Annotated in this window: 10 protein-coding genes and 1 pseudogene; all 11 read right to left on the bottom strand. The window is 61.8% G+C overall.

Going from position 1 to position 14,311, the window contains the following annotated elements; all coding sequences use genetic code 11:
• Positions 1-816: a hypothetical protein gene (locus tag ACUY1T_RS20435; RefSeq protein WP_446025407.1), complete on the bottom strand. Its 816-nt coding sequence runs from the start codon at positions 814-816 to the stop codon at positions 1-3.
• Entirely contained in the window at positions 813-1,736 is a 924-nt protein-coding gene (locus ACUY1T_RS20430) for a DUF4123 domain-containing protein (RefSeq protein WP_446025406.1), read from the bottom strand. Before ACUY1T_RS20430 ends, ACUY1T_RS20435 begins: the two co-directional genes overlap by 4 nt.
• Positions 1,733-3,607 (bottom strand): annotated as a pseudogene (locus tag ACUY1T_RS20425) (type VI secretion system Vgr family protein); the annotation flags it as partial. The pseudogene ACUY1T_RS20425 and the gene ACUY1T_RS20430, both read right to left, overlap by 4 nt.
• A gap of 102 nt (positions 3,608-3,709) precedes the next feature.
• Positions 3,710-4,627: a tetratricopeptide repeat protein gene (locus ACUY1T_RS20420; RefSeq protein WP_446025405.1), complete on the bottom strand. Its 918-nt coding sequence runs from the start codon at positions 4,625-4,627 to the stop codon at positions 3,710-3,712.
• A complete protein-coding gene (locus tag ACUY1T_RS20415) occupies positions 4,627-5,619 on the bottom strand; it encodes a tetratricopeptide repeat protein (RefSeq protein WP_446025404.1) in 993 nt (330 codons plus the stop codon). Before ACUY1T_RS20415 ends, ACUY1T_RS20420 begins: the two co-directional genes overlap by 1 nt.
• Positions 5,619-6,677 (bottom strand): tetratricopeptide repeat protein, encoded by a 1,059-nt coding sequence (locus ACUY1T_RS20410; protein WP_446025403.1) that lies wholly within the window; start codon positions 6,675-6,677, stop codon positions 5,619-5,621. The genes ACUY1T_RS20415 and ACUY1T_RS20410 overlap by 1 nt, the downstream gene beginning before the upstream one ends.
• Complete coding sequence (locus tag ACUY1T_RS20405; protein WP_446025402.1) at positions 6,623-7,618, bottom strand: tetratricopeptide repeat protein; 996 nt, start codon at positions 7,616-7,618, stop codon at positions 6,623-6,625. The genes ACUY1T_RS20410 and ACUY1T_RS20405 overlap by 55 nt, the downstream gene beginning before the upstream one ends.
• A 28-nt stretch (positions 7,619-7,646) precedes the next feature.
• Positions 7,647-10,898 (bottom strand): hypothetical protein, encoded by a 3,252-nt coding sequence (locus ACUY1T_RS20400; RefSeq protein ID WP_446025401.1) that lies wholly within the window; start codon positions 10,896-10,898, stop codon positions 7,647-7,649.
• Positions 10,895-11,719, bottom strand: coding sequence for a DUF4123 domain-containing protein (locus ACUY1T_RS20395; protein ID WP_446025400.1), 825 nt, complete (start codon positions 11,717-11,719; stop codon positions 10,895-10,897). The genes ACUY1T_RS20400 and ACUY1T_RS20395 overlap by 4 nt, the downstream gene beginning before the upstream one ends.
• A complete protein-coding gene (locus ACUY1T_RS20390) occupies positions 11,704-13,815 on the bottom strand; it encodes a type VI secretion system Vgr family protein (RefSeq protein ID WP_446025399.1) in 2,112 nt (703 codons plus the stop codon). The genes ACUY1T_RS20395 and ACUY1T_RS20390 overlap by 16 nt, the downstream gene beginning before the upstream one ends.
• 243 nt (positions 13,816-14,058) lie before the next feature.
• Positions 14,059-14,311: type VI secretion system tube protein TssD (tssD, locus tag ACUY1T_RS20385; protein WP_446025398.1), on the bottom strand; the 253-nt coding region annotated here is incomplete at its 5' end.

The following is a 14,311-nucleotide window of genomic DNA, read 5'->3' as shown; positions in this document are numbered from 1 at the left end:
TTACCAGGCAGGGGCTCTACCCAAGGATTGCATGATTTGCCTTATGCCGGCTTTACCGAGCGCTTGACTCTCCTTGCCCTGCCTTCCTCTGGAAAGTACAGCGATGGCTACCGCGGCCCCGACCGTGGCCGCGCCCCCTGCAAGCCCACCCCAGTCAATGCCGTTCTCCTCCAGCCGGTCCCGATAGACCTCCATGGCCGGCTGGGCATCCGTTTCATATTGTGTCTGGCGAGGGCCATCACAGCCACAGCGTTCTGGAGTGAGTAGTTTTAGATTGTCCCGTTCGCCTGCAATTCTCTCATAAGCTTGTCTTTGGTCCGGCCTCCAATCATCCGGCGGAAACTTGACCTCGATAACGCCCAGCAGGTTGTCCTGGGTGGGGCTGCCGTTGGGGTCGCGCAGCGCCACGGCATCGGGAATGCGCAACTCGCCACGGTTATAGCCCTCGATACGGTTCTTCTCCGTTTCGCTGATCGGGAGATTACGTCGTTTCATGCTGACGATGCGGTTGATGGCATGGCCGAAGTTGCGAATCGGCTCCACGGTTTCCCTACCTTCGGCATCTTTTATCATCAGAGGCATGGGAGTTTCAGCTTGATTTACCGGTACGTAGTAGGGTACCTGCACGCGCAGTCCTGTGTCGCAGGTCTCGTTGAGGCGCGCAATACCGATATCGACACAGCTTTGCTTGAGGTTGATACCGCCACGGCCCTGGTTGGGTACCTCATTGCAAGTGCAGACGAAGCTGCAGACGATACCCAGGCGGCTCTCGATGTCGTTTTCCAGCGGGCACTGCTGGGCGCCGTTGTCGCTCATGAATGCGTTCCTTCTCGTGATGCTGCGTCCATCTGGGGGCCTTCGGGCAGCCAAGCGGGATCATGGTGGTGGCGGTCGGGCAGCTTGCCGTAGGCATGGGCTTGCCAGTTGGCGAGGGTTGCCGTCAGGCCGTGCCGCGCCAGGTCCTGCCGGAAGTCGTCACGCCGTTCCGGGTGCGAACAGCTGGTCACCGCCAGCAGACAGAAATGCGCGGCTTCGTCACGGCTGGGCAGGGTATCGGCGTTGAGCGCCGTCAGGCGATCCACGGCATCGGCCACTCGCGCCTTGATGCTGGGGCTGTCCAGGTGCATCAACCAGGCACCGGCCTCGAGCAGCAGCCGCTGCTGGGTATCGCCAATCAGCTCCTGGCGGTAAAGCGGTCGTAATGCCCGTTGATGGCGTGCCTGGATTTTCCACCACGGCGCTGCCGGTAACGGGGGCTGAGCGCGCTCCTCCGCTGGGCGTTCGGCAGCATGTCGCACGGTGAAGCCACCAGCGGAGCGGTAATTGACGGCCGTGACGGGACCGAACCATTGGCGGTATTCGCGGCCATCGAAGGCATCGAGGAAATGCGGCAGTACGTCCGGGTCGTAGAAGCGGAACAGGACTTCATCGCCTTGCGGGTTCAGGATCGTCAGCCAGCGGCGGTAGTGCGCTGCCAGTTCCTCTGGTGTCGCCGGGCTTTCCAGTAGCAGCCCCCAGTTCAGGCTCGGTCGTTCTGTCATCAGCCAGTGCAGGAACGGATCGCGGGGCGAGGTGCTGGCCACGATGGGCGAGACTTCCAGCAGGTGGGCGAAGGGTGTGCCCACATAGAGCGGTACGCTGCTAGTGCTGTAAGAAGAGCGCTGGTACCACTGCTGGCGCATCTCGGGAAGTGCCGTGTCCAGCAGAATATGCGTACAGGTAGGCAGCGTACTCACTGGCTTCCCCCTGAGGACTTGAGCGTATCGGCGCAGATATCGCATAGCGCCTTGCCACTGCTGGCCGCTCGCTGTAGCGCCAGTACCTGGCCTTCCGTTTCGGCAAACGCGGTGGGCTGTCGGTTGGGCTTGAGGGTTACATCCTCATGCACCTCCGGCACTGCCCGGCCCGGCAGCAGCGGCGTCTCGACGGCCTGGCCACTGCCCGAGCCGGGGCTGCCACCGGCGTTGATCTTCACCTTGGGCCCGACCAGGATGACGCCGCCGCCGTCGAGCTTGAGGAAGCTACCGCCGGCGTTCAGCGTCATTTCGCTGCCGGCTTCCAGCACCACCTTGTGGCCGGCCTTGATGTGCAGTTCGCGGCCGCATTCGCTGAGCCAGGCCTGGCCGGCCTTGACGTGCAGCGTGCCCTGAACCGTGAGGTGCTGATTGCCATCGCTCTGCTCATGGCGGTTGCCGCGCACGGTGTGGTGCTCGTCGCCGTCGATCTCACCGATCCGGTCGTGATGCACGGTGAGGAAGCTGTCGTTGCCGATCTCTTCGGTGCGGTCGTTGTGGGTGAGCAGTTCCAGGTCCTTCTGGGCGTGCAACCAGATCTGCTCTTCGCCGGCCTGGTCTTCGAAGCGAAGTTCGTTGAAGCCTTCGCCCTGGTGACTCTGGGTGCGGATCACGGTGCGCGTCTTGTGCGCCGGCAGTGCGTAGGGCGAGGTGTTGACGGCGTGGTAGGTGCGCCCGGTGATCAGCGGCTGATCCGGGTCGCCCTCCAGATAGCTGACGACCACCTCGTGCCCGATCCGCGGGATGGCGATGCTGCCGTAGCCGCCGCCGGCCCAGCCCTGGGACACCCGTACCCAGGCGCTGGCGGTTTCATTCGGCTCGGCGTAGCGGTCCCAGGGGAACTGCACCTTGACCCGGCCGTGTTCGTCGCAGTAGATCTCCTCGCCCTCGGGGCCGACGACGAAGGCGATCTGCGGGCCGTCGACGCGGGGCTTGGCGTTGGGCTTGGGGCGCCAGGCGCGGTCGGCGGGGGTCAGCACCAGGGTGTTGTCGAACTTGGTCATCTGCCCTGAGCCTGCCGCATCACTCTGGGTGAAACCGTCCTCCTCCAGCGCCTGGGGCTGGCTGCCGCGATGCGTCACCGCCACCACCTGCCAATCGCGGTTGAGCTCACTGAGGTCGTGGTCGGTAAGGGTGAAGCGCGTACCCGGGGCAAGCTCGGGCAGGTCGCTCTCGGCGGCGCAGGTCAGGGCGTCGCTTCTCAGGTGCTCGAGGCGAATGCGGGTGAAGGCCTCGCCGGAGGCGTCGGCCTTGTAGCGCCCGGGGTAGTCGTAGTGCTCGTAGTCGTCCCGTTGGGCGTGCTCTTCCAGGCCGTCGGCAGAGTATTCATGCAGCTGCGCGTAGGCGGGGTTCTTGAACGAGTAGTCCTTGAGCGTGACCGAGGCCGGGGCGACCCGGGCGAGCTGCTGGAGCTTGCGTACGTGACGGCTCGGCGGGGTACCGCCGGCACGGCCGTGGTAGCTGCGCTCGCCCAGATGGGCCAGCACCTGGGGCGCGTCGGCGAACACCAGGCGGTGGGCACCGTTCGGCGCCGCTTCAAATTCATGAAAGTAGAACAGCCCTTCCTCGGCAGCCAGGCGCTGAAGGAAGGCGAGATCCGTTTCACGGTACTGGGTGAGGTACTCCCTTTCCTGCGGTTCCCGAGTGGCGGCAAAGGCCACATCCGTGAGGCCGCGCTCGTCGCACAGGGTGTTGATCACCGTGAGCGGCGAGACCTGCTGGAAGATGCGTGAATTCTGGCGCAGGCCGAGGCGCCACAGCGCCGGGCGAGCCACCAGCGAGTACATCGTACGGCGGTGGCCGCGGTCGCCGCGGCTTTGAGTCCGCTTATCGACATCAGTAGCCAAACTTGTCGGGGTAATGAGATAAGGGGGGCTCTTTAGCTAACCATTCTTCGGCAAGGGCTTCAACTTCGTTCAGCTGCTCTTCATCAAGTTTTTTTTGAAGTCGTCTATGAGCGGTTTGACCATCTCTATATTAGTCACTTGGACAAGCGCCGTGAGCATGCCAAGTCCTTTCATTACATCTTTTTCGTTCTGGCAAAGCGCACTTCTTTCTGGTTCTAGGTAACACCAACCAATCCCAAGCCGCGCATCTATGTGGCCTTCGTCGGAAGCAACCTGCATCCACTCCCATGCTTCTTGCGACTGCTCCAACTGCAAAAGCACCAAGGAAAGGTTGTGAATAGCTGGTACATAATCGGCTGCGGCCGCTCTTCGATACCACTCCGCTGCCGCTTCCAGGCGCTCGGGATCCGTGGCGTAATTTTTCTCATCGTCTCGTGCCAGTTGGCCGAGCCAGTTCATGGAGTCCAGATTGCCGGCTTCGGCGGAAAGCAGAAGCCACTCCATGGCCTCATCGTGCTGGTCGAGGTAGGTGTAGATATCATAGAGCGCACCCATGGCATCAGCATCCCCCGCCTCGGCCTTGGGCAGCGTGGCAGCGAGGGCTGCTTCGCGCCAATCATTACTACCATCTTCTGGGCAAGCTTCGCCCAGCTCACAGGCGCTGCCATCATAGAGGCGCAGCATGGCATGGGGCTCGCCCTGTTGCGCGGCCTGGTGGTACCACTCCAGGGCGGCTTGGTTCATTCCCCCCATAACCAAGCGCCGATTGGCTTCACCGAGATAGTACATCGCTTCAACATCGCCTGCCGTCGCTGCTTGTTCAAGCAAAGGAATCGCTGCTTCTGCCCTACGAATACCATAGAGCCGCATTCCTTCATCTTTGGCGGCCTGAGCCTCTTCCTCCAAGGCCCAGGCTGCTGACATCGCGAGAGATGAAAGTATGAAGGCTACCAGCGCCGCCCAGACTTTGAGCTGACTTGTCGACATTAGAAACCAAATTTGTCCGGAAAATAGGAGAGCGGCGGCTCACGATTGAGCCATTCTTCCATCATTCGCTCGCCTTCTTCACGTTGCTCAGGAGTGACCGTGTCGTGATAGACCCTAAGAGCTCTCTCAGAGGAAGTGCTCGATATTTCCTCGTTTATAGCGAGAAAAATAGCCCACCCTTGGGCAGGATCTTTTTCTGCGTGGCATAGCTCGCTCTCCTGAGGGTCTATATAGCAAGTTGCCAACCATTGACGGCCATTAATATTCCCAACTTCAGAGGCCTTGACCATCCACTGCCATGCCTCTTCAGAGCGGCCCAAACTGTTCAGAGTCGATGCAAGATAGCTCATAGAGGGAGCATGGCCGGCTTCAGCCGCCTTCCGATACCATTTTGCGGCCGCTTCCAGGCGCTCGGCCTCCGTGGCGTAATTTTTCTCATCGTCTCGTGCCAGTTGGCCGAGCCAGTTCATGGAGTCCAGATTGCCGGCTTCGGCGGAAAGCAGCAGCCACTCCATGGCCTCATCGTACTGGTCGAGGTAGTTGTAGATATCGTAGAGCGCGCCCATGGCATCGGCGTCGCCCGCCTCGGCCTTGGGCATCGTGGCCTCGAGGGCTGCTTCGCGCCAATCGTTGCCGTCTTCAGGACAGACATCACCCAGCTCGCAGGCGCTGCCATCGTAAAGGCGTAGCATGGCGTGGGGCTCGCCCTGTTGGGCGGCCCGGTGGTACCACTCCAGGGCGGCTTGAGTCATACCCAGGTGACGCAACCGATGCGCTTCGACTAGATAGTACATTGCTTCCACATCCCCAGCGTTCGCGGCGATTTCCAGATACGGCATGCTCGTCGTACGCTGGTGGGTATTGTATAACCGCATACCTTCATTCTTGGCCGCTTGAGCTTCATCATCGAGCGCCAAGGCTGTGGGCGGCACCAGAAATGAGAGCGTCAGGGCTGCCAGCGCCACCGTGGCTTTGAATCGGATCATCGACATCAGAAACCAAATTTGTCCGGGAAATAGGAAAGCGGGGGCTCACGATTTAGCCATTCTTCCATCATTCGCCCGCCTTCCTCACGCTGTTCCGGCGTCACACTATCGCGATAGACTCGTAGTGATCGCTCAGAAGATGTCCCCGGTACTTCTTCATGAATAGCAAGGAAGATAGCCCATCCTTTGGCTGGTTCCGGCTCTGGAGCCCCTTGGCATAAGCCGCGCCCCTCTTCATCAGGCGTAATATGACAAGCAGCTATCCAGCCGCGGCCATTGATATGGCCAGCATCAGAAGCTTTTGTCATCCACTCCCAGGCCTCTTCGGGATGCCCAAGGTGATTGAGAGCCGATGCGAGATTATTCATAGCGGGGGCATACCCAGCCTCAGCAGCTCTTCGATACCACTCCGCTGCCGCTTCCAGGCGCTCGGGATCCGTGGCGTAATTTTTCTCATCGTCTCGTGCCAGTTGGCCGAGCCAGTTCATGGAGTCCTGATTGCCGGCTTCGGCGGAAAGCAGCAGCCACTCCATGGCCTCATCGTACTGGTCGAGGTAGTTGTAGATATCGTAGAGCGCGCCCATGGCATCGGCGTCGCCCGCCTCGGCCTTGGGCATCGTGGCCTCGAGGGCTGCTTCGCGCCAATCGTTGCCATCCTCGGGACAGACATCGCCCAGCTCACAGGCGCTGCCATCGTAGAGCCGCAGCATGGCATGGGGCTCGCCCTGTTGGGCGGCCCGGTGGTACCAATCTAGAGCGGCTAGCGAAAGCCCACGACTTAATAGGCGGTTCGCTTCGCCCAGATAGTACATGGACTCAACGTCACCATGTTCAGCAGCTTGCTCTAGATAGGGCTGCATTTTTATCCACTGATGGATGCCCCATAGCCGCATGCCTTCATCCTTGGCGGCTTGAGCTTCATCATCCCAAGCCCAGGCTGCTGAAATTACTATAGGCGAAAGCGTCAGGGCTGCCAACGCCACCACGGCTTTGAGTCCGCTTATCGACATCAGTAGCCAAACTTGTCCGGAAAATAGGAGAGCGGTGGCTCGCGATTGAGCCATTCTTCCATCATTCGTTCGCCCTCTTCGCGCTGCTTGGCAGTGACGTTATCGCCATAGGTGTAATATTTTAATGCGTTTTCGGAAGATGAACCCGGCACTTCTTCACTCAAAGCTAGAAGAATAGCCCAGCCTTTAGCAGGATCTTTCTCTGTCTGACACATCTCGTTTTCTTCTGAATCTGGCTCTATGTAGCAAGCTGCCTGCCAAAGCCTACCATTGATATGGCCGGCCTCAGAGGCATGCACCATCCATTCCCAAGCCTCTTCATGACGCCCAAGATTGTTCAATACAGATGAAAGATCATTCATGGCCGGGGCATAACCGGCCTCGGCGGCCCTGCGATGCCATTCCGCTGCTGCTTCCAGGCGTTCGGTCTCTGTGGCGTAGTTCTCCTCATCGTCACGCGCTAAATGGCCGAGCCAGTTCATGGAGTTAAGGTTGCCGGCTTCAGCGGATTGCAGAAGCCACTCCATGGCCTCATCGTGCCGGTCGAGGTAGGTGTAAATATCGTAGAGCGCGCCCATGGCATCGGCATCGCCCGACTCGGCCTTGGGCAGCGTTGCGTCGAGGGCCGCTTCGCGCCAATCGTTGCCATCTTCAGGGCAGACATCGCCCAATTCGCAGGCACTGCCATCATAGAGCCGCAGCATGGCATGGGGTTCGCCCTGTTGTGCGGCCATGTGATACCACTCCAAGGCAGCTTGAGTCATACCCAGGTGGCGCAATCGATGTGCTTCGCCTAGATAGTACATTGCCTCCACATCCCCAGCGTTCGCGGCGATTTCCAGGTACGGCATGCTCGTCGTACGCTGATGGGCATTATAAAGTCGCATGCCCTCGTCCTTGGCGGCTTGCGCTTCCTCATCGAGTGCCACGGCTGTAGGCATTGCAAGCAGCGATAGCACCAAAGCTGCCAGTGTTGAGATAGATAGCCGGCTCATCAGTGTATTTCCTAATAATGAATCATACTTATACGGCGCAATTGATGACCCCAAGGCCAGCTGCATAGTGTTGATAGTTGCCTTTCGCTATCGTGACAGATCTGTTATTCGTCCCAGAGATTCTTGCCATAAACCTATCCAGCCGATTTCGATTGGTAAGATAGGCAGCATCACCGGCGTTATCGGATGGCTGGCCATCTGCTGTCATACGTACCACCGCCTTGGTAAAGAGGTACTGTGCCGGAGTGGGGTTCACGTTGCTGAAGCGACACTGGGGACCGTAAACGCTCATTGTCACGCCCTCCACAATCCAGCCCAGGCAGTTGGCGATGGCGATCTGCTGGAAGTCCAATGCCTGCCGTGCATTGAAGCTTTGGCTTCCAGCACGCCCTCGACCTGAGGCTTCTACCTCGAAAGCTCTTGGCTCGCTAATCAGCAAATGCAATAGTACCCCCAAAGCTTCCGATGACAACTGCTGAACCCACGCCTTCATTTTTCGTAAGTCATCGCCATCACGTGTTGCCAGCACATGCGCAATCGGCCCCGCTTTCTGCCCACCGGTCATGGCTCGGTAGAGTCGCTCGATGCCGGTTCTGCCACGTGCGGCCAGCAGCCCCACGTTGAGCAGTGTCGTGGTCGCGATGTAGGCCAGCCAGTTCATGCTTTCATAGGCTTCCTCATCGATCCACTCTGGCTTTTCGAAGTTGTTGTCTACCAGGGCGCGGTGGAGCATGACCAGCCAGAGGTCCAGGCTATCGGGGTCGAGTTCGATGGCAAGGCCACCGCCGGCGCCCTTGCCGAACACGAAGCGCCCTGACACCTTGAACACGAACTTACCGTTCTTCATGCCAAGCACGAACCCGAGTTTGACACTAGCTCCAATTGCCCCCTCGACATCGATCTGGGCAACGCCGATGCTGCGCCAGCCGCTCAGCGATTGGCTGGGGCGGTGCATGCCCATGCTGGCCATGGCAGCACGCTGGGGGAGAATGCGCAGCAGGTTCTCGGGCGGCTCCCAATGCACCTCGCAGCGCGTCTCGATGCCGAGGCGCGCCCCGGCAAAGGCTTCCACCGTGGCGCCTGTCGCTTCTCGCTTGACCCAGTCGATGCCGGAAACGCTGAGCCCATCCTTGTCGATGGAGAACCCTACTTCGGTGGCGAGTGCCAGACTGGCGCCGGCGAAGCCCTTGGCGACGGCGTCGAGCGCAATGGCGTAGCGGCCAAGTTCGCGTTGCTCGCCATTCTTGGTGAGTGTCGCGACGACAGGACGGGCCTGCTCCCTGCTTGGGAGCACGAGTCGCCCCAGCGGAAGCTCACCGCGGGCGAGACTGAAGGTACCCTTGGTTTCCCAGCTGTAGGTGAGAGCGACCGAAGGGCTCCATTCATCGTTGGCATCGAGAATCCAGAGGCCGGGCTCCTCCCGTTCGAGGGCAGTTTCGCTTCGGCTCTGAGTCTTGAGTTTACCCTCACTTTTCCTTTCCATCTCGACATCGAAGAAGGTCAGGCTGGGGGAGTGCTCGGTGACGTCCCACGGGGTGTCGCGCTCGCCTTCCTGTCGGGCTTCGTTGAGCTCATGTCGTGCCATGCCCACCAACCGCAGCATCTGCGCTTGGGCGCTGGCATCGAACAGACGAAGCTCCTCGCGGCTCGGGCCGGTGAAGAGAATTTTTTGCAGCGCCTCGCCCCAGGCTTGCTTGCTGGCTTCATCCAGCGAAGCGACCTCATGGCCTTCTTCTTCCAGGTGAGCGAAGAAGCGCTCGGGCTGGAAGAACCCCATGGGCTCATCGTGCCAATCGAGCCGATGCTCTATCGCCTGGCAGCGACGCCCTTGCAACCATTGCGAGAGTGCGGTCTCGGGAGCTTCCCACAATCTGGCTGGCAGTACCCCGTCAGCTCTAAGCGTACGTTCTAGCCGCCAGCGCTCGTTGCCGGTCATGGTGGGAATCATCTGCAACAGGCTGATGTGGCTGAGGGACTTTTCCCCCAGTGGTGAGCTGAACTCGCGCAGCGGGAAGTCGTTCTGTACCAGCAGTTCTATCTTGCGTTTCTGGTAGCCCAATGAGTGCCGGTCGTCTTCGATATCGGTATGCCAGACCAGTACTCGACCTGGCTCCATCTCCTCCACAGCCTGACGCGCGTGCTCATGGAGTTCGTTCAGTGTTTCTTGCAGAGCCTCATAGCGTTGTCGCTCCTGCTCGAAAAGGAAAACGGGCAGTTGGGTTTGCCCGCCCGTACCGGACTCCCATTCACGCAGCTTGTTTTCCACGGCCTGGTGTAGTTCGAGGCTCTCCTTGAGCGTGCGGCAGTAGGCATCGAAAGCCTCAACGCCATTGCGCAATTGGCGCACCCGTGGGTTGGGCGAGGAGAGGGCCAGCTCGGGTGTGGCGATGCCGAGAGAAGCCAGTGTCAGGATGCTGTGCAGATAGGCGGAGTACTTGCTTTCCTGCCGCTCGCTCAATTGCTGCACGTAGCCGACGAAGCGACACTCGTTGGCTGCCTCATGGGGCGGCATCGACTCACATAGCTGGATGAAGCGCTGGTACTCCGCCAGCACGTCTTGCAAAGAGAAGGGAGTGGCTTCCCCTTGCCCATCAGGATTGAAGTGGTACTCCCGTTGGGCCTGGGCGCGGTGCGAACGGTAGGCATCCAGCGCTGATGCGATTTCGGCCTCCCAGGGGCCGAAGTAGCCCTCCTCCTCAAGGCTGTATCCTTGCTCCCTGGCTCGCTCGAGGCCCTGTTGGTAAAGCTGCCTCAGTTGGCGCTCCAGCCGAGCGATTTCTTGACTGTTCCTGCGGATACTGCGAGCCAGGTACTCCAGCAGGCCTGGAGTGCTTGATTGATACAAGTAGTCCCACAGAGTGTGCTGATGAGCAATGCGCGCTTCCAGTGAGGCCTCGTCGTCTTGTGTGAGCTCGACGAGCCGCTCGAAGGCTTCTTGATAGCGCTGCCGTTCGCTCTCATCAAGAAAGCTCTCGGCCCGGGCCGGCAGTAAGCACTCGAGCCCAGCATCTTCGGTGAGCTTGCGCAGGCGCTCGGCCGGGTCTTCTTCCTGAACCCATTCGCTCAGCGTTTCGCTGGCTTCCAGCAAGATGTCGGAGACCTCTTCGGTCAGCAGCCAGAAGGTGCGGGTGCCTGGCAGGTAGAGAATGTCGGCCCAGCACTGCTCCTCGCAGACATGCTGTGCCGTCGATTCGATACTGCCGCCCTCTGTCTCCGGTGGCTCAAACTGGCTGATGACGTGAGGGTTCTCGCGACTTCCAGGGCGTGTTCCTGTGCTCATACCAGGCTCTCCAAAACTTGTACTTTCTTGCGCGCCGGCAGGTCGGCACGCAGTCCCTGTTCGACAGGCTGGGAAAAGTGCTCGCTGTCTTGGCAGATCAAGGGCAACAAGCGCTGGAGGTGATGAGCTTGTTTGATGCCTACCGCCTCAAGCCTCCCGAGCCGCACCAGCCACTCCGGCGGCAGTGCCTGCAGCGGCGTATCGGTTGCCCGGCTCAGCCACCAGGCGCGTGGACTCTCCTTGAGGGCCTGTTCCAGTTCGTGGGACAGGGAGAGTGCCTCGGCGTCGCCAGTGGCTTCGGCAGGCTGCCACGCCTGCCAGTGTGGCAGCGGCGTGGGCGTGACGACCTTCCCCAGGGGCCCGATGAGCTGGGCGTAGGCGGTGGCGCTGCCGGCGGCGAGCATGGCCGTCCAGGCGGTGGGGTCCTGCACGTTGACCAGTGACTGGCCGCCGTGGGGATCGTCGAGCACGAACAGCTGGCGGAGGTGATCGGCCAGGCCATCCAGCCGGGCGTCCTGCGCCGGTTGAAAGGCCCAGCCGATACGCTGCTCTTGGCACAGCGCGGTGGCGGCCTGCCAGGCCTGGCTGCCCATTCTGAGTTCGATCAGCCAGGGGCTTGCTTCCAACAACGGTGCCAAGGGCGTGCCGGCGAACAGGGTCAGGAAGTCGTGCCAGCCGGGCTGGCCCACGAGCGCGGCGCAGCGTTCTGGGGCACGGCGCTGATCGAGTACCAGGTAGGCGGAGCGATGGGCGGCGAAGCCGCTTGCCAGGGTGTCGACTCGCTGGCTGCGCTCGCCGATACGGGTCAGCCAGCCAGGCATGGGCAATCCCCCCGGCTGCAGGTGGTCTCGCTGAGCTTGCCGCACAGCGGCATCAGCGTCGCTTCGGAGAGCTGGTAGTCCTTGAGCTTGGGCAGCGAGGTGGGCTCTATCGCCTCATGCACCTCCGGCACTGCCCGGCCCGGCAGCAGCGGCGTTTCTACCGCCTGGCCGGAACCCGTGCCGGGGCTGCCGCCGGCGTTGATCTTCACCTTGGGCCCGACCAGGGTCACGCCACCACCGTCGAGCTTGAGGAAGCTGCCGCCGGCGTTGAGGGTCATTTCGCTGCCGGCTTCCAGCACCACCTTGTGGCCGGCCTTGATGTGCAGTTCGCGGCCGCATTCGCTGAGCCAGGCCTGGCCGGCCTTGACGTGCAGCGTGCCCTGAACCGTGAGGTGCTGATTGCCGTCGCTCTGCTCATGGCGGTTGCCGCGCACGGTGTGGTGCTCGTCGCCGTCGATCTCACCGATCCGGTCGTGATGCACGGTGAGGAAGCTGTCGTTGCCGATCTCTTCGGTGCGGTCGTTGTGGGTGAGCAGCTCCAGGTCCTTCTGGGCGTGCAGCCAGATCTGCTCTTCGCCGGCCTGGTCCTCGAAGCGAAGTTCGTTAAATCCTTCGCCCTGGTGGCTCTGGGTACGGATCACGGTGCGTGTCTTGTGCGCCGGCAGTGCGTAGGGCGGCGTGTTGACGGCGTGGTAGGTGCGCCCGGTGATCAGCGGCTGATCGGGATCGCCCTCCAGGTAGCTGACGACTACCTCATGCCCAATCCGGGGTATCGCCATGCTGCCGTAGCCGCCGCCGGCCCAGCCTTGGCTGACGCGCACCCAGGCGCTGGCGGTCTCATCAGGCTCGGCGTAGCGGTCCCAGGGGAACTGCACCTTGACCCGGCCGTGCTCGTCGCAATAGATCTCCTCGCCCTCGGGGCCGACGACGAAGGCGATCTGCGGGCCGTCGACGCGGGGCTTGGCGTTGGGCTTGGGGCGCCAGGCGCGGTCGGCGGGGGTCAGCACCAGTTCGTTGTCGAACTTGGTCATTTGCCCTAACCCGGCCCCGTCACTTTGGGTGAAGCCGTCCTCTTCCAGCGCCTGGGGCTGGCTGCCGTGGTGCGTCACCGCCACCACCTGCCAGTCGCGGTTGAGCTCACTGAGGTCGTGGTCGGTAAGGGTGAAGCGCGTACCCGGGGCAAGCTCGGGCAGGTCGCTCTCGGCGGCGCAGGTCAGGGCGTCGCTTCTCAGGTGCTCGAGGCGAATGCGGGTGAAGGCCTCGCCAGAGGCGTCGGCCTTGTAGCGCCCGGGGTAGTCGTAGTGCTCGTACTCTCCATCAACGACGCCACGCTGGCCGTGCTCTTCCAGGCCGTCAGCAGAGTATTCATGCAGCTGGGCGTAGGCCGGGTTCTTGAACGAGTAGTCCTTGAGCGTGACCGAGGCCGGGGCGACCCGGGCGAGCTGCTGGAGCTTGCGTACGTGGCGGCTCGGCGGGGTACCGCCGGCACGGCCGTGGTAGGTGCGCTCGCCCAGGTGGGCCAGCACCTGGGGCGCGTCGGCGAACACCAGGCGGTGGGCACCGTTCGGCGCCGCTTCAAATTCATGAAAGTAGAACAGCCCTTCCTCGGCAGCCAGGCGCTGAAGGAAGGCGAGATCCGTTTCACGGTACTGGGTGAGGTACTCCCTTTCCTGCGGTTCCCGAGTGGCGGCAAAGGCCACATCCGTGAGGCCGCGCTCGTCGCACAGGGTGTTGATCACCGTGAGCGGCGAGACCTGCTGGAAGATGCGTGAATTCTGGCGCAGGCCGAGGCGCCACAGCGCCGGGCGAGCGACCAGCGAGTACATCGTACGGCGGTGGCCGCGGTCGCCGCGGCCGAACTCGCTGACGATGGCGTGTACCCGGCGCAGCGCCTCGCCGTCCTGCCAGATCGTCAGGGTCACCGGGCGGTCGAGCAGCTCGCTGGCGGAGAGACTGCCGTTACGGCTGGCAAAGCGCAGCTTGAGGGTGAAGGGCGCTGAGAGCGCTTCTTCCAGGGAGAAGTCGACCACCGCCAGCTCGGCGCTGTCGGCCCCGGCGAGCGCGAGGGTGAATTGGAGTCCGGTTTCAGCGGCCATGCTTCCCTCCTGGAAGACGAATATGCGGTGAGCCACCGCCACGGCGAAAGATGCTGCGACGGTAGGTTACGTGCCGTATCCGACAAGACAAGAGCGAAACGGCACGAAAGGGCAATGGCTGACAGCAATGGTCAGCGATGTCTTACACGCCGCGACGCCAGCGCTCGAAGGGAACGCTGGCGTCGCGGTGCGCACCGTCGCTCCCGCCCGGCGAGCCGGCGGGCGGGAGCGAGGACGAGCCGATCAGGCTTCGGACGGGGCGCGCCAGTCGTCGGAACCGGAGGTGCCGGCGACGGTGTGTTCCCAGTCGATCTTGCGGTAGGCCAGGGAGACGTCCATCAGCTGAGTGAACTCGGCCTTGGTGGCGTCCTGGGCGTGGGGCATACGCAGGTTGATGTCGACGATGGTGGCGTCGGTCAGGGTGGTGGTGAAGAAGTGCTCCTGCTTGCCCTCGACGGAGGTGCGGTACCACTTCAGTTCGACGTTGGGCAGCATT

The sequence above is a fragment of the Billgrantia sp. Q4P2 genome (assembly GCF_052806135.1).
The sequence above is the reverse complement of the archived record's forward strand: the minus strand, read 5'-3'. Positions and strand labels throughout refer to the sequence as shown.